Origin of the sequence: Hoskinsella mucinilytica, assembly GCF_045223415.1 — a bacterium.
GTDB lineage: Bacteria > Bacillota_I > Bacilli_A > Erysipelotrichales > Erysipelotrichaceae > Hoskinsella > Hoskinsella mucinilytica.
Map to the genome: position 1 here is coordinate 1 of NZ_JBEQZJ010000056.1, position 18,094 is coordinate 18,094.

Genomic DNA, 18,094 nt, shown 5'->3' on the forward strand with positions numbered 1-18,094 from the left:
TCGCATGCCATTCCTTTTCCATGCTTTGTGTTATCACAAAACATTCGTTCTTGGGTAACCACATAATATTATATATGGTTGAATTTGTCAAGAGAATCTGCAAAAATTCTTCTTGTTTCATTCTAAATTTTATATTCCTTATTTATCCTTTAAATATTGTTTCACAAAAGCAGGTACAGGGATGGGCTTGTTGATGAAATACCCCTGTACCAGATCACAATGGAGCTCTTTTAAGATTACCATTTGCTCCGGACGTTCTACACCTTCTGCGACCACTTGGATCCCCATATCATGGCAGACCTGTATCACGCTTCTGACAATGTTTTTCACTTTAGGATTCATATGAATATCATCTATGATATCCTTATCTAATTTCAATGTATGAAATCCCACTTCTGCTAATATGGAAAGGTTGCTGTATCGTGCACCAAAATCATCCAGCGATAGCCGATAACCTTGTTCCACCATCTTATTCGCTATATCATCGATGATCTCTGCACTGATATTTCCAACGGTTTCCGTTATTTCTATCTCCAAACTTTCCTTGTTTACCTCATATCGATCAAGGATCGTTTCCAATTTTCGCATCAGGTCCTTATCGATCAATGTCATCCTCGAAAAATTGAAGGATACTGGCAATTCGATTCCTTTGCTTTGCCAAAGCTTTTGTAGACGACATACTTCCTCAAATACAAAGAGATCCAATTCACCGATCAGATCTAATGCTTCAAAGCGATCCACGAAAGAAGACGGTGGTATGACCTTGCCATCCTTCCAACAGCGAATCAATGCTTCAGCTCCCTTCACGTTCCCATTTAGGTCCGCTTTGGGCTGAAGAAAGATCCGATAATTTCCATTCTTGATATCATTCTTCAACTCATCTGACATTTGACGATATCTAGCGTGATGGCCTTGACCCTCACGTTGATACTTTCTGGTTGTACTATCGGTCAAAAGCATGACCTGTGTGATCATATCCATGATATCAATCTGATCGTTGCGAAAGAAAGATTCACTGATCTGATGATCCGATAATATTTCTTTCAATTGTTCACACTGTTGCTCAAATTCTTTCTTACTATACTCCAGGACCAGGATCAATAATCGATCCCCACGTAATTGGTAGATTTCATGATCCTGAAACAGCCTTCTTAGCTTCCTAACGAGCTCTTTCATGCTTTCATATATAAGACGAGGTTCCTTTGTTTCTGTATTCAATATACCAATACAAATGACACCTACCGATGATATGGTCTCTTCTCGTATGTCATTGATTGCCGCATACATGCTCATCAGGTTCCTTGCGTTGCTTCGCATATCATGTGTCAATAAATAGGTTTCCTTAAGATCGATATGATTTTTCAAAAGACAAAGATTACAAAGCGAAACGAAGAAACGAATCATATCTTTTTGTTCTTCCTTGCTCTCTATGCCATATATCTCTAAATAACCGATATCCTCATCTTTATTTTTCAATTGATAACGCATCCCCTTATACTGGCGCATATATGGCTTAGGATAGGCCAGGGAAGATGATCGTAGATAGCCTTCCTTTTGTAGAAAGATACCGACATGGGATGCTCCTGAACAATGACACAATTCCTTCAACAGCAGATATAAGGTGTTCCCACTGTCTTTTTCTCGTATGACCATATGGACTGCTTTCTTCATGCCATCCTGATATCTTCCGATATCCTGCGTTCGTTTATCTGCATCGATCTTTCTGTGATCAATCTCTTCATTTCCGTTCAGCGGTTCCTTTGTATCGAGGATATCCTTATTTCCGCCTTTTTCTAATGCTTCTTTTAATATATGAAAGCTTCGTTGTTTCATCGCTTCAAAATGATAGCTATCATGAGATACGCTTTGAAGTACCGTCGTGAACCTTATCGGATACGTTCCATCAAAGCTTTCTTGTATTTGTTTCCTCCATTGTTTCAGGATTCGCATAACTTCATTTCTATCCATCATCCGATATTGAAACAACATCTGTTTTCCATCTTTCATCTTTGAAAAGATCATAACTTCCTTCAAGTCTTGATATAATGCATGATCTAGTTCTTCTATCAATCGCAGATCTTTTTGTGGACCTACGTCGATATCCAACAATATCATAAGATGTCCTTCTCTTTCATGATCTTGTTGAAGGATGTTTTCCATCAATGCTTCCATTCCGATTTCCGTATAGAAGAGATCCCTCTTCTTTATCGATATCTGACAGGATAGTTCTAGTTTCTTTCTTTTCCCATCGTCCCAACCATAAAGGTAAACATTTAGATGAGATGTATAGGGATCTTTTATGATCCTTGCGCATAGCTCGATCTGTATCAACATCCCATCCATTCCTCGAAGCTTGAGTTCCTGCGTGATCCGATCCTTACTTTTACGATACAATTCGAAAAAGGTCTGAGAACGAAACGTTTCCACAAATTGCCTTCTGCTGGTTTCCATACAGATCCTAGAAAAAATATCTCTGATGATCGACTCCAGCGTCTTATGATCATTTGTATGATCCTGTCCAAACAGGATATATCGTTCCACGCAGTTGGTATCCAACGTGATCTTTGCCGCAAGGATCCCTTTGTGATGTCGGAAGCAGCGTTCTTCATTTTGATACAGCCAACGTTCTATCGTTTCCGTTTCCATATCAGAAATCATATGAGTGTCTCCCTTCCATTTGACACTGTGGTGTCTATGAGATGTCGCAGGTCCCATGGAGGATGGCTCCCTGTTCGATGCTCAATGATGATGCTGACAGATTTCCTTCCACCTCAGCTCCTGTATGCAGGATGATACGATAGCTCGTTTTGATATCACCTTTCACACGACCAAAGATGTATACATCCTGTTTACTTTCGATATTGCCTGTTACGCTACCATATACCGTGACATCACCGTTTGAACAGATGTCACCACTTCGATGTTCCTTCTTTTCTATGATCGTTTCCTTATGAGCGGATAGATGTTGTAAATCTCCGCTTAACAGTTTTCGTGGTGTTTCTTTTTTTCCTGTCATCGATGTGACCATTTGCTTGATGTTCCATTCCATCATTGTGCTTCACCGTCTCCTTCCTCTTTTTCAAGGATGGATGTCTTCAGTTTCTTCCTTCGTTGATCCAGGATCGTATATAGGCCAAACCCTATGAAAGAGAATCCCGCAAGAAATAGTATCGTTGATAGGATGGCATTGCTTTGATGAACGATTTGACTTTTTCCGCTCAGCCCGCTGATCCATGTAAGAAGATCATGTTTTTCCACAGGCAGGATGTGATGATAGAAGACATAATCCTTTCCGGGTGCCATCTTGACCTCTACAACATTTTCCTCATCGATCTGTAGATCTTTACGGATCAAGCTCAGCTCTTTCTTATCACTGAGATATTCATATTGATAGACACCATAATCATGTGACCAGCCTTCCGGTACGCTAACGCCCACATAAACAGGGTAAGGGATCTCTTCCTGTTTACATTGCAGGATCGTCCTTGCTTCTGCGCTTATCAAAAGATCACGAATGGGATCCTTATGTTCACAAGCATCACCGAACACAAAGACTGCCGTCGATATCTTTTCTTCTTTGAAATCCTCATATTGTATCCTCAAGCGATACTGTAATTGTCGATCGTCCTCGCTCAAAATACGCATGACGATGTTCTTCTTTTCCTTCTTCGCTTTTTCATACATCGCAGGATAGATATCCAACGTCTTTTTTTCTTTTACCCATTTGTAATAGACGATATCCTGATTGTTGCTATCGGTTCCTTGGGACGTGATATGATAGGTTCCTTGATTGCTGTCAGGAATGTTTCCCGGTGCCTGTGTGTTCCATGATGAATTCCCATTATTTCCTTGATTGCTGTTGTTTCCTTGATTTCCATTATTTCCATTATTGTTGTTACTACCGTTATTGTTGTTATTTCCGTTTTGACCATTCCCTCCACCATTGGGGTCGGATGGGATATCGATGATGATATCATCCTCTTTTTTATAGATGCTTCCGAAGATGGATCCTTCTACCTCTTTGTCGATGGGCAGATCTGTCACCAGATCATCTATCGTTTCTGTCTTCTTATCCTCTTCGCCATCTTTCTTTTCCTTGTCCTCGGCCATCACGTTCACGGGAACGAGCATCAACAGCACCAGAAGGAGACTCGTTATTTTTTTCATTTCGACACCTCACTTTCTTAATTCAATACATGTATGACGCTTTCCGCCACCGCTTCTCCAACAAATTCCTCGCTCTTCAGATCATAGTTCTTGAAATGAACATATACCGGATATTCACCTGCCGCTAGATCCACATCCAGCCTTGCTTCCTCTAAGTAGTTCCCGGGTTCCATGGCACCGCTTTTATAGATGAGCTCTGAGGTATCCTTCCTGATAAACTCCACCACCATCAGATAATGATTGTTTCTTGAGTTTTCCACCCTGATCTCTCCTTTACTACGTCCATCACGAAAGATCAGTTCGCTATTGATCGATATCTGCACGCTACCTTCTGCTACCTTTTCATTCAGCATCTGCTGGATCTCTTCTTCACTCATTCCCGGTAGAAATCCTTCCTTCGCATCTTTTTCCCTTGCTAATCGATTATCTTCCGGCAACCAGGAATGCATGAAATAATATCCACCTGCCCCAAGGCAGAGAAGGATCAACAGTACTATCAATATCCATTTTCTTTTCTTATCTTCCTTTTTTTCCTTTGGTTGTATCATTTCTTTTTCCAACATGTCCATGTCCTCACTCTCTGACCTCAATCTCTAACTGGCTTGCCGCTTTTCCTATATAGCTTTGTGTATCGATGTCATATCCTTCAAAATATGCCGTTACCGGATAGGTTCCTTTCTTCAATGCCTTGTCTAGCTTTGCTTCTTCGATCTTGTTACCCGGTTTGATTGCACCGCTTTCATAGATCAATTCACCATCGCTTCCATCCGCTTCTCTAAGATAGATCTTCACGATCAACAGATAACGGTTCTGTGGGCTATTCTCTATTCGCAAGGTTCCTTTGCTTTCTCCATCAGGAAATTCAGGACGGCTATTGATGGATATCATGAGACTGCCTTCTTCCACCTTGCGTTCTAACATTTCTCTGATTTCGGCTTCGCTCATACCATCAAGGGTACCTTCGCTTTGTTGTGGGTCCATCGTCAGACCACCGCTCTTAAGCAGATACCATCCTGCACCACCTGCCAACAACAGCAATAAAATCAATAAGATGATCCATTTCTTTTTTCCTGATTTCTGTTCTTTTCCATGTTTCATTTCTGCCATAGTCTCTCCCTCTATTCTCACTACATCGTATGTTTACATAAAGCAGGAAGGATATTCCTGACTTTATGTAAGGACACGATGTATCATGTGTCCTTCAAGCTTTGTAATTATGCTGCTGGTGGTGTTTCCACTGCTGTTACATCTTTTTGTTTGATCGTATAAACGATATTGAATGCTTTTGTAGCAGCTTCGTTTTCTGTAATTTCCTTTTTACTTCCATGTCCTTTAACATCAAGTGATTTGGTATTGTTTACACCTACCTCGAAGTCTTTGATTTCAACACCTTTTTCTCCTTCTGCCATTTTAGCTCCAGCGATTTCAAGGTCAACTTTGTGAACATCATCTGACTCTTTAGTTGCATCCTCGACTAGTTTCCATTTGGTATCAGGTGCAGGTGCAATTGTGATATTGGTCAATTCCACACCAATTTCAGAATTGTTTTGTACCTGGATCTTATAATCGCCAACAACCATCTTGTTCGCACCATCAGTAGTATCATCACCCTTAGTGATAACGAAATCGATCTTGATTGGTACTACTACCTTTAATTGTTTCAAATCTGTTTGAATAGAGCCCCATACAGTACCATCAGTTGTATCTTCTGTTTTTCCTGTATCTACCGTCGTTTCTTTTTCTTCGGCATTGATCGTAGATGTCATGCCCAGTGCCATCATGGCTACCATGCTTAGTGCTAATAACTTTTTCATAATATTTGTCCCTCTTTCCGGAATCTATCTTTTACATCCCGATTCCCATGGATGATCATTTCTGTTTTTGTTTCTTTCCTATTATCGTTTGATATATATCGTCAATACCGCTGCTGCCTCACCCACTTTCTCGTTGGTTTCCGTATCATAGGCTTCAAAGGTTGCCGTACAGTCGTACTCTCCCTTCGCCAGAACTTTATCCAAAGTGTCTTCTTTGATCACCTGTCCCGGTTTGATTGCATCGCTATGATATACTTCTTCCTTGGTGTCGTTTACCCTGATACGCACCTTCATGTTATAGCGATTGCTTGCGGAATTCTCTATGCGTAGGGTTCCTTTGCTTTTCCCATCCTCGAATTCCGGGGAACTGTTGATAGAGATCGAAAGCATGGATTCATCCACCTTTCGATTCATCAACTCCTGTATCTCAGCCTCACTCATGCCATCCAGACTTCCATCCTCTGCCGCTGAGTCGAAACGAAACCTGTCCATCGATAAATACAGAAATCCGCATCCAATCAGTATGATGATGAACAACACCAATGTGGCTACCAGCTTCTTCCTGGTTCCTGTACCACTTGGGTCCTTTACTTTTTTCTCTTCTTTCATCATCTATTCCTCCTCTTTGAATACGTTTTTCTGCAGGGTCGTTATCCCTATGTCTTTTTCTGATATTTGCGTCACAAACCTGAATTTGTATGCTTCTTCAATTTTTGTTCCATTAAAAGGCCAGCTTTGATCCGGATTGGCGATACCTGTAGCGTAATAGCTCATCGCCGCCTTATGACCAAGACCACCCAATATCGTGATTCCTTTTGAGTCTCCACTTGTCCTCATCCATACCCCATTGGAGCGGCTCGTATAATTACTGCAATCGTTACTGATCTTCAGATACGCATGTCCTTTTTCAGGATCTTTGCCTGTATAGATACCATCAAGAGCTGGTATACCGTCTGTGCCTATCTCTGCTTTTGAATCTAGGCCTACGCTTACCGGCATCTGTCCTTGATTGACGATACGTTGTGTATTGCTGATTTGTTTCAGATACATATTTGCGTTCAAATACATTTCTACCTCTATAGGCACAACGGCTTTCACATCTGTTTGGAAGGTCACCTTGCTTTGTAGCAATGCTTCATTTCCTGTTTCATCTTCTATCAAGGCCTGCCATATATAAGTACCGCCCTTTGCAATGGCATTGGCACGATACACTTCGATGTTCATCGTTTTAACGTCCGTTGCATCTAAAGATCCTCCATTCCCATTTGTATGAGATGCTAAGCTTCCATCCTCTTTATACAGCCTGATATCGACCGCAAAGTTAACATCGGCCCATTCACTTCCTGCTTCTATGACCTTTCTCGTTGCGTTCCCATCACCATCCTTGAACACATCAACACTTCTTAGATTTGCATTAACGATTGTTTCTTCTGCACCTTCTTGTACATCCCTTTTCATCGTCATTTCCGTTATGGTCAATTTCTCATTGTTCAATGTATAAGGGAAGTCAATGGATGCTGTTGCGTTCATTGCGAGGACATCATCACCCTTCATATTATTGACGGTGACATTTCCCATGTTGATGAATTCTTCCGGTGATTGACTATCGCTTGTCACGCTTTCACTGGCAAGATTTTCTTCTGTTTCCGCAATTCTCGCATGTAGATAATATGTTCCTGTTCGTTTCAGGTTCCTGAATTCATGTTGCGTAGGATGTTCCTCATTGTTTTTATCTAATACATCCCAATCTCCGCTATTTGCATCTGGTGCATTAGGATTTTCGCTCAGATAATATTCATAAGCATCATTTACCTCAACGAATAGGTTGGTATCCAAGCCACGTACCAGTACCGGAGTTTCCGGTTTATCCTTTGCCTTTGGTTTGGTAACGGTCTTTCCACTAGATTTAGAGATCGTACCATTAAAGCGTTCGGCGTCCTCTTTAGCAATGTATTCCACGATGAGCATGTTGCCTACATCTTCTGCGGCAAGTGTATACTCATAGGAAATGGTTTCCGTTGTCTTATCCATAGTAGCTTCCACATGTTCGATGACAAGATCGCCATTGCTACGTTTCACGCTGAAATATCCTTCTTGATATCCATCACCTGTAAAGCTCATACGAAGCACATTTCCGATATCGGTTTCCGCATGATCTTCACCAAGTTTATTTACATAAGTAAGGGTAAGTCCCTTTTCATCGAACAGTTCATTTTCCGTTTTTACTGGCATGCTTGCGGTGCTATACATATCATCCGGTGTCGGTGCATAGACATTGGTTCCTTCGAATTTTGCATAGAATACGTAATAGGTATTCTTTTTCAACTTCTTGAACCATGTATTACCGATCGCATCTCCAACCTGCCATGTGATCGTATTGTCTATAGGATTTCCATCTTCATCTGTTTCCTGATATCCCATGATGACCCGTGGTATGGCATCCATATGATCGGTAGCATAATTGGAAGGTGCTTTTACCTGTATGCTATTACCATTTACCTGTAGGATCTCTACAGGCTCCGGTATTTTCTGTTCTGCCTTACTATTTACGTAAATTTGATTTGTAGAAGCGATTCCACTATAGAGTCCTCCAGGTGCCGCATGATATTCTGCGTAAACATAATAACCCAAGTCTTCCTGCATCAGCTGATAGGAACTTTCTATATTTGGGGTATCCTTCATGATCAAGGTAGGTGTTTCTCCCTCTTTCATTCGATACCAGTGAAAGATACCACTTTTATCGTCATCACCTGTATACTTCGCAGTTAAGGTGTTCAATAGGCTCTTGGTATTACTTGCGTCAATCGTTGCGCCATCAGCTTTGATCAGCTTTCCTTCAATCTCATCAGTGATAAATTCTACACTTCCGGAATAGTCTTGCGTTCCACTCAATACTGCCTTTAATCGATAACCCTTATATTTCAAAGGAATTTCAAAGGTACTCACTAACATCGTCGTTTCATCAGACTTATCAATTTCATCTTTTCTGCCCAGAGCCTTCAGTTCAGCATCGATGTTCTGCCATACATCTGATACACCCTTAGGATCTTGTACATAGTATTTCCATGTTGCAGTTGGTGCTTTTCCATACAAGCTATAGGTCAATTGCTTCTCTTGTAGTGCCTTCCATGGAATGGAAGCATCTTTATCCATGATCTTTCCATCACTTTGATCTTCTGTCCTTAATAGCGGTTCTTTCGCACTTAGAACCCCTCTTGCAGAAGAGATGCCACTTGCCATATGTTCATCGTCCTCCAACCTTGCGCTGTAGACGATATAACTTCGATTTGCCGGTACAGGTACATACATCTCTGCCTCTGCCTTGATCCAACGTTCGATGTTTCCATCACAGTCATAACTGATTCCATCTGTAATCTTAGAAGCAAGCTCTAGTTCTGGTAATGTATCATTATCAGAAGATCTTAAATAGATATAGACACCGTCTGTTGCGCTATTTACAAGTTTCAATCTGCTACCTTCTCTTGTGTTATCCTCAGCTTCAGGTGTGACCGTTGCGGCTGAAGGAACTTCATAGTCCGGTTTATAGACTTTACCGAATTCACGTTCAATGGTTCCTTCAAATCCTGAATTTTTTGCGGCGGTATACTTGACGGATACCACTGGATTTCCTTCCATCGGTTTAATTTTAAGGGTATCGGAAGTTTCACCTTCTACTTCAGTTCCATCTAGATACCATTGCCATGTTCCTGTTGTATCATCCCCATCATATTCATAAGTACCTTTTTCATACGTTGCGGTAATTGTTTGACCAACAGCCGTAGAACCTGAGAAGGTAATGTTTCCGGATAAGATCTCTGGCTTTGTTTTTTTGATGATCGAAGATGACCAATCACTTGCGTCATAACCTGTCTTTGCAGCCTTTCTGACATAAATGTCATAACTTGTATCACGTTCTAGCTCTCTTAGTTCAACCGTCTTTCCCCATGTTGCGGTCGCTAAAGACACTTTGATCTCATTAGTACCTTCCTTTTTATAACCGAATTCATAGATATCAGGAGATTCCTGAGTCACGGAAACACCAATGGTATACGTCTTGATATCATTCTCATTTACCGTTGGTGTGATAGCACCAATGGTTTGACCATGATTGATTACCTGGTTGCTTGTTGTCATCTCTACGCTACCTTCATAATCCCCATTTGCAATATAGGTCGCCTTTAACTGATAACCACTATCTTCCGGTGCAATCTTATAGGTCAAGGTATGGGTATCCGCACTTGTCGTTCCTAACAAGGTATTGGTTAGATCGTTGCCCACACGCTCTAACACCCAAAGACCTGTTTGATCTTTTGTATTAACATTCGTACTTTTTACCGTAAATGTGACCTCATCCTCTACCACTGGATTTTCATTGGAAATGCTGATCGTAGATGTACCAATAGCTGTCTTCTCCGTTGTCAACTGGATACCGGCAGACCATGAGCCTGGTTCAAAGTCTGTTTTCGCTGCTTTTCTTGCGTACACATAATAGGTCGTATTACGCTCTAAACCGTTAATACTTGCTTCTTCATTTATCGCATAAGTTTCGGATATTTCAGTAATCGGATCCTTTAAGCTCTTTCGATAACCGAATTGATACTTTGTATCTGAATCACCAGTTGTTTCCTTTACCTTTAAAACATGATCTTCCTTTGCAACTTCTACTGGATCGCTAGGAGCATCTTGTCTTTGAAGTAGTAGGGTTTCTGTTGTCGCAGACACTGCAACACCTGATGGATCTTGGAACTTTCCAGTAGCGTTATAGCTAATACAAATTCTTGAACCTACGTCTTCTCTTGTCAATTTGTATGTAATGGTATATCCATCTGCATATCCATTAGTTGTCAAATCTTTGGATACCGTACCATTTGAAGCAATTCGTTCGATTTTCCAGCTACCTGTTTGAAGATTGGTATCCGGTATCGTAGCGATCAGCGTATCTCCCATATTCACTACACCGTTCAGCGTTACTTCACCTTGAATATCTGTTTTCTCTGTATGAATTTTTTGAGCACTACTCCAAGGACTTGGTTCATAACTACCATCTGTGGCACCTGCGACTCTTGCGTATAGCCAATAATCGGTATCACGAGTTAGACCATTCAGAGTAAATGCTTCCGTGCTCACTCCTGCGATGGTCTTCTTTCCATCTTCCGCTGTTGCATATGCATATTCGTATGATGCGCCACTGACTCCTTTAGCCATCATCCTAACAGAGGTGTCTGTTAGATTATCTTTTTCAATAGCCGTTGGAGCGACTGAAGTAATAGGAGCAGTATAATTAGAAGATGTAGCATAACCGTTATAGGTAACATCTACATTGACCTCCATACCGATATCAGCAGGTTGAAGTGTATAAGTACTATTTGTGGCACCTGTGATCTTTTCTCTATCTGATGTACCTTGTGGTCTTCGATACCATTGATAACTGATACTTGATGCAGGACTTACTGTCGCTGTCAATGTTTCACCTGGATGTGTTTTATCCTTATCAATTGAAAGGCTAGACAAAGCTGTGACTTTATTTCCAATAGTAAACGTATATTTATTGGAAGCAAAACCACCAATGCTTAGATCTGGCTCATTATATGTAATCGTGATATCAGCACTCTCTCCACTATTTCCTACAGGAATGATGGTACCTCCTTCAGTTACCTTTAAAATATTTGGAGCACTTGAGGAATATGTATAAGTTGCCTTTTGTAATTCTTTTGGCACATTAATTGGCCCATTGATCGTACCCGTTAATAAAGTATCTGAGGTATCAGCTGAAGTTAATGGAGCAAATGCGCCACGTGTTGATGCATATAGGGTAGAGATAGGATGATTAGACACCCATTTCAATCTAGGATAATAACCCGTTGCATATGTCCAAAACTCAGTTCCATAAGTTGATTGTAAACTTGTTCCTATTAATTCACTTGTTGCCTTTCCCCACCCTGTAGCATCAGATTGAGTTAATGATTCTGTTAGTAATGTTTTGTCATAGAATAAGTTTGTTCCATTAGCTTTACTACCACTAGCAATAATGCCACCTCTTCTACCTCCATTACCTATTGTTGAGTTAGAAAAAGAATTTTTCATAGTAATGGTTCCAGTACTACCTATTAAACCGCCCACTCCAGTATTTCCTGTTCCTCCTCCAAAATTTACAGTAGATGATAAGGAAAAGTTGTTTTCACCAATTCCTGCACGAAAATGACCTATTAATCCCCCTACAGAAGGACCAGAATTTTTAATTTTTATAGATCCACCAGCAGCTCCACATTCATTTACTACTCCATATCCATCCTTATTATTAGAGTCAAAACCTAAGCCACCAGTTAAAAGACCGCCATCATTACCTCCATATATATCTGCATTAGTAACCATGATTTTTTCTAACTTTGCATATTTTGATAATAATGCAATAACTGCTCCTGCCCCCGCTTGCCCAGAAACACTAGTTGTATTAATATTGGCTTCATTAACAATCAAATTTTTAACAACAGCTGGATTGCTTGAATTACTTGTATTATCAAATCCTAAATAACCTATTAGAACGTTTTTTAACCCAGTAATCGTGTGAAAATCCCCATCTAAAGTACCTCCAAATGAATTTGTAGAATAAGCGATAACCCCTTTATCTGACATGTTAATGTTATCAGTAATAATATATGTAGTACCATATGCACGATTACTATAAAGACCTGTCTGTTTCATAAATGCTTCCAATTCATCACTATTGCTAATTGGTATTCCATAGGTATAACCAAAATTAGAGTTAGTATCAATACTCTTTAAATCTGTTGTCGTTATAGCTTTAAATTCTTTATCCACGTACAATTTATTATCTTTAGGTTTCGATACTGTTGCTGAAATAGTCTTTCCATCATAATCAGCAATTTCAGGCATTTTGTAGCTGAATGTTGCCTTACTATTTTCTACATCTACTTTAAATTCTTCTGGTGTAATTGCTGTTGGTATAGATGTATCGATATTAAACGTTACTTTAGCTCTTGTTTTATCTAGAGTTTCACTTTCTATATAATTATCTATCGTTCCTGTGATTATCGTTCCTGCATATGCCTTTGGATCTCCATTTCCATCCTTTGTTGAAGATGTCAAGGTAAGACTCTCATCATATACCTTCTTCACGAAAGATGATGCCTCTGATTTCACTGTTCCTTTATAATTCTTACTCTCATTTGCCACAAACTCTACTTTGATATATTTCTTGAACATATCCTCTGATATCGTCAATGTACTGACATTAGAATCTACTGATGGATAAAACCCACTTGATAGCTGTGTCCATTGATTTTCACTACCGATTGAAGGTGCTGATGTTGTTCCGGTACCGCAGTCTGTCGTACTCACATACCATTTCCATGTTCCTGAGGTATTATTTCCATTTGTTAATGTTGCCTTCAATTCTTGACCAACTACCACATTTCCTGATAATGCGATTGTTCCTTGCTGTGTCAAGACACCTACTTCTGCTGTTGCACTTACGATTCCACTTGGCTGGCTTGTATCTGTTTCTGCCTTGACTACGTATAATGTATAAGATGTTTTTGGTGCTAGATACTTTTCATCCTTATCCACATTTAGCTGTAGACTTGAGGTTGTTGTCTTGGTCCAACCTGCTTTTTTCATAAGTACGTCAGTATACCCATCTGCAGGAAGCTCTGGTTCTTGTAAATTGCTTTGCTGAAGGATATACCAAACATTTTCTGTAGTATCTAGCGTTGCTCCCACTGCTAATTGATTATCCATATCGCCAATCTGTTTCATATCATTAATCACAGGATTGGCAACTACGGGTTTTCTTGTCTTTGCGGATACTGCTGATTTTTCACTTTGGAAATCTCCTGTACCTGTATATACCGCTTTTAATTCTTTACCGATATCAGCTGTAACTGGTGTATACGTATTGGATGCCGCACTGGAAATCTGAATGAAGTTATCGCCTTCTTTTCGATACCATTGCCATGTCCCGCCAGCGTCATTACCTGCTGGCATATAGCTAGCTTTTACATAAGTTGCAGTTAATTCCTCTGCCACAACAGGAGTCTTTTCAATGCTGACATAACCATGCAGATCTGTTTTCTCTGTTTTGATCTTTAGATAAGTTGATGTATAATCACTAGCATCCTTGACTTGATCACCTACCTGACTAACCCAAATATAATAGTCCTTATTTCTATCAAGTCCAGTGATTGTGACATTCGTTCCTTCATAAGCATTGATATCCGCAGTTTTTGCTTTCGAGATATCTGATGATTCACCATATTTAAACTGATAAACAGCACCTTCTGTTTCTTTTTCCATTTTGAAGGTAATCGTAGTATCTGTTTTACTTACTCCAACCGGAGCCTTCGTAGGCGTTGGGTACTTTTCTTTCGTATATTTTTCTACTGTACTACTTGTCTCTTCAGCTTTTCCATCATAGTTTTCATTTGGTGTAAATGTAACCTGATACCTAGCGCCTATGATGGCATCATCATTTGGAATCATGATGTAGGTTGCTGTTTTTCCTTCCACTGGAAAGAAGTTATTGATGTTTTCTTTGTTTCCATCTTTATCTATTTTTAACCAAGACCATGTACCATCTTCTATGTTCGCTTCATCTAAGACTGCGATTAACTTTTCCCCTTGAATCGCCATGTCTTCTGTAGCATAAGTAAATGAGATATTTCCTGTAAACTTAGTCTTTTTTGTGGTTAAAGAAATACAATTTTCTATACTAGACCAATCAGATTTATAATGTGTCGCTGTTTCCGCATAGCGAAGAAAGAAATAATATGGGGTGTTATGTTTAAATCCATTTAATATTACTGATTGATCAGCTTCATATTTTACTACATTTCCGTCTTCTCTATATTCCACAGGAACTCCACCTTTAGTTAAAGAGTAACCTATGATATACTTTTCATTTACACTTAATCCGTCTACTGGATTATCTAGTCCGGGCAGTTTTAACTGAACCGATGTATCATTTAGAACTGTAGAGAGATCAAAAGATATTGAATTATACGGCACATGTACCTCAGTCTTAAGAACAGTTTCTGTTTCTGCCATAATTTCTCCCGCATATAAATCAATACCTTTATAAACAACACGTAGCCTTTTCCCTATAAGTGCGGGGTTATCAATTTTAAAGTTATCGCCTGAACCTATAACGTTCGTGGTTCCGTCATCATTGATACTATACCATGTTGTCTCAGTCATTTGTAAAGGATTCTCACCTGTTAGATAAGCCTGTAGTGTCTTACCATATATGGGGTCATTTTTGATATTGACAGTACCTTTGATATGTTCATTTTCTGTTTGTACTTGTGCATAAGAGTTGCTCCACTCTGAGTCTTCATAACCATTTTCACCGATCTGCCTTACATAGATATAATAGGTTGTATTTGGTTTTAATCCGGTAATGGTCAAAGCATTGCTCGCTCTGGTGTATGTTTCAAATGCTGTTTTCTCTTTACCAGCATTTCTTTCTATATATCCAAACTGATAAAGTCCTGTATGGATGGAATCCGGCATTTTTACTGTAACTGAGATGTCAGTAGTTTCGGTTGTTACTACTTCGGGATTTACTGTTGGCGCTTCTGTCTTTGCTTTTTTGATTACAGGAGTAGAAGTACTTGTGACTTCCCCTGAAACACCAACATCTGATTTTGCGACGGCTTTGACATAAATCTTCTCGTCTACATCCTTGCCTGATAATAAGTAACGATCACCTGTACCTTGAACGGTGGTATCTCCATCATGATACCAATAGTAATTGATATCGGAGTCAAATCCATTTGGTTCCACATGCGCAACAAGTAGAGTTCCAACGACAGCATTGTTTTCTGTAATAGAAACACTTGTCAAACCTTGAGTTACAACATTAGAAGTAGACCCGGATACGCTACCTTTATAATCAAGATCCTCGGTAACGGTAAAGGTTGCTCGAAGATAATAACCTGCATCGTCAGGTGTAGGAGTATAGCCACTAGTGGTTTCATTAGTATCCACTGAAGAATACTCAGCAATAGCTTCCCAAGATTGTGAAGATAAAGACTTTGCTTTTTCCCATTTCCAAGTTCCTTGTTTGATGAAGGCATCGTCACTTAAGGTTGCGGTGATTTCTGTACCTACTGCTGTGTTATCACTTATGGTGACAGAACCCCCAATCAAACCTTGCGCTGTTTTGATCTCATATTTGGATAATTGTGAATTATCCATACTATATTCATATAATACATAATCTGTATTCCAATCTAAATCCGACCAGTTGATAATACCATCCCAAAGGTAACGTTTCCATCCATTTTCGATAGCAACCTTATGGTTCTCTGGATTTTCAACCGTTTCACTCGCTTTTGCGATAAAATAATATTTCATTTTATCCGCATTGAAACTAATTTGAGTTTTACTTTCTGCCAAAGATTGACCTATACTATATTTACTATCTCCACTTAGTTGTGTCGCTGAACCACTACGATAAGCTAATACACCATAAGAAGACTTCATCAAAAGAACACCTGTGGTATCTTCATTAATATCATCTGTCACATTAGCTTTTAAAGTGTTGTTGGATACATCTATATTACCTTCACTACTCCACTCCATATCTACATCATTTATTTTGGTAGGAAGGGTCACATTTTCAGTGATACCATGAATGTTTTCATTTAAAGATAAGGCTACACGACTTAACACTTCAGCTTTCTTTGCTTCCTCACTCCAATTGATATCTTTCATAGAAGGATATTGATCTTTTTCACTTTGAAAGAAATCATTTTTTGTAAGATCTAAAGTGAGTATTTGTGAAGTCGTTAAAGCATCTGCACGAGGTTCTTCTTGTTCTTGCAGATTGATATCATAAAAGCTATTTTCTAATTTAGCTTCTGTTTGATTGAATAAAACAATGGTCTTAGCTGATACATTGGCAATGAGATAACTATTCTCAATATCGGCTTCTTTACTAAACCCATATGCTTCTTTTTTTGCTGAAATTAATCCACTAATATAACTTCCTGAAATCGTAGATTTTCCTTCATAGATAAAACCTGCTGCTTGTTCACCTTGAATAACTCCACTGACATAGCTTTTCTCAATCTTATCTTGATTTCCCTTTAGGATCATACCGGCAACTGTTTGATCACTTGATATTTCAGCATGAATTCCAATTCCACGATATGTACTGTTTTCGCTTTGCAGTGCTAATAATGCTCCTTCTTTCTTTTCCCAAGAACCTTGTAAAGAAATATTTTCTAATTTCGCATCTTTTATAGACGCAAAAACCGGCTGTGTTAAGCCTTTGATCAAATGTCCATTTCCATTCAATGTTCCGCTAAAGGTATTTGTAACTAATGTTTGTGATGAGGTATCTGTAATAATGATGTCACGATCAAGAATATAATTTCCTGATGGTTGATCATTGATCTTTTTTAGATCTGTTTCATTATTGATGTGAATGACCTGTTGAGGTTCTTCCTGCTGTGGCTTTTCTTCTACAGGCGCATCCTTTTGATCTGTTACTTCATAAGTAATGGTGTTTCCTAATTGCTTACCGTCCTTATCTATACATCCAATTGTATAAACACCATTGACTGTTGGGGTAAATTCTCCTGAATAAGAGCTACCATCTGTTGTTGTAATAGAAACCTCTTGCTTTACATCTCCATAGGTAACAAGAAAATGATCACAACCGGAAATCCTTCCAATAAGCTTTAATGTGTCACTATTTTCTATTCTTTCCACACGAATATCAGTAAAATCACTTACTTCTTGATCATGTGTTTCAACCACTTTATCCGATGCATCTAAAATCTGAACAGTATATGTTCCATTTGCTTGAATATAAAATACTGCAGGTTTATCGACACTGATCGTACTTCGTGATATTTCTTTATCACCTAAAAGTAAAACGGCTTTTACATAAGATGCTTCTTGTGTTTTTACACTTAATTTTTTTGATTTGGTTGTGCTATCTTCTTCTAATTGAAGAGATGCACGAAAATTTGTTTCTGCATTCAACATATCGGTATTGAGATAAGGAATAGATGTCACTACCAATGTGATGATAATTGCCAGAATTCCTAGTTTTTCAAAAACATTTAGCTTTTGATATAGCTTTT

Annotated in this window: 8 protein-coding genes; all 8 read right to left on the minus strand. The window is 39.2% G+C overall.

All coding sequences use genetic code 11. The features are described from left to right. Positions 1 to 138: 138 nt before the first annotated feature. Entirely contained in the window at positions 139 to 2,658 is a 2,520-nt protein-coding gene (locus tag UGRO018_RS15890; RefSeq protein ID WP_416327489.1) for an EAL domain-containing protein, read from the minus strand. Between the two features lie 34 nt (positions 2,659 to 2,692). After that, the gene (locus UGRO018_RS15895; protein ID WP_416327490.1) at positions 2,693 to 3,052 is read right to left on the minus strand and encodes a bactofilin family protein; all 360 of its coding nucleotides are present in this window, start codon (positions 3,050 to 3,052) and stop codon (positions 2,693 to 2,695) included. Then, positions 3,049 to 4,167: a hypothetical protein gene (locus UGRO018_RS15900; RefSeq protein WP_416327491.1), complete on the minus strand. Its 1,119-nt coding sequence runs from the start codon at positions 4,165 to 4,167 to the stop codon at positions 3,049 to 3,051. Before UGRO018_RS15900 ends, UGRO018_RS15895 begins: the two co-directional genes overlap by 4 nt. A 17-nt stretch (positions 4,168 to 4,184) precedes the next feature. Beyond that, the gene (locus UGRO018_RS15905; RefSeq protein WP_416327492.1) at positions 4,185 to 4,730 is read right to left on the minus strand and encodes a hypothetical protein; all 546 of its coding nucleotides are present in this window, start codon (positions 4,728 to 4,730) and stop codon (positions 4,185 to 4,187) included. A gap of 10 nt (positions 4,731 to 4,740) precedes the next feature. Then, positions 4,741 to 5,274 (minus strand): hypothetical protein, encoded by a 534-nt coding sequence (locus UGRO018_RS15910; RefSeq protein WP_416327493.1) that lies wholly within the window; start codon positions 5,272 to 5,274, stop codon positions 4,741 to 4,743. A 107-nt stretch (positions 5,275 to 5,381) separates the two neighbouring features. After that, positions 5,382 to 5,981, minus strand: coding sequence for a hypothetical protein (locus UGRO018_RS15915; protein ID WP_416327494.1), 600 nt, complete (start codon positions 5,979 to 5,981; stop codon positions 5,382 to 5,384). An 81-nt stretch (positions 5,982 to 6,062) separates the two neighbouring features. Continuing rightward, complete coding sequence (locus UGRO018_RS15920) at positions 6,063 to 6,590, minus strand: hypothetical protein (RefSeq protein WP_416327495.1); 528 nt, start codon at positions 6,588 to 6,590, stop codon at positions 6,063 to 6,065. A gap of 3 nt (positions 6,591 to 6,593) precedes the next feature. Then, a complete protein-coding gene (locus UGRO018_RS15925) occupies positions 6,594 to 17,996 on the minus strand; it encodes a ZmpA/ZmpB/ZmpC family metallo-endopeptidase-related protein (RefSeq protein WP_416327496.1) in 11,403 nt (3,800 codons plus the stop codon). Positions 17,997 to 18,094 lie beyond the last annotated feature (98 nt).

Bases quoted from the DNA above. Each gene is read 5' to 3' on its own strand.
- UGRO018_RS15910 (WP_416327493.1), bottom strand. From the start codon at position 5,274: ATGGCAGAAATGAAACATGGAAAAGAACAGAAATCAGGAAAAAAGAAA.
- UGRO018_RS15920 (WP_416327495.1), bottom strand. From the start codon at position 6,590: ATGAAAGAAGAGAAAAAAGTAAAGGACCCAAGTGGTACAGGAACCAGG.
- UGRO018_RS15905 (WP_416327492.1), bottom strand. From the start codon at position 4,730: ATGTTGGAAAAAGAAATGATACAACCAAAGGAAAAAAAGGAAGATAAG.
- UGRO018_RS15895 (WP_416327490.1), bottom strand. From the start codon at position 3,052: ATGATGGAATGGAACATCAAGCAAATGGTCACATCGATGACAGGAAAA.
- UGRO018_RS15890 (WP_416327489.1), bottom strand. From the start codon at position 2,658: ATGATTTCTGATATGGAAACGGAAACGATAGAACGTTGGCTGTATCAA.
- UGRO018_RS15915 (WP_416327494.1), bottom strand. From the start codon at position 5,981: ATGAAAAAGTTATTAGCACTAAGCATGGTAGCCATGATGGCACTGGGC.
- UGRO018_RS15900 (WP_416327491.1), bottom strand. From the start codon at position 4,167: ATGAAAAAAATAACGAGTCTCCTTCTGGTGCTGTTGATGCTCGTTCCC.
- UGRO018_RS15925 (WP_416327496.1), bottom strand. From the start codon at position 17,996: ATGTTGAATGCAGAAACAAATTTTCGTGCATCTCTTCAATTAGAAGAA.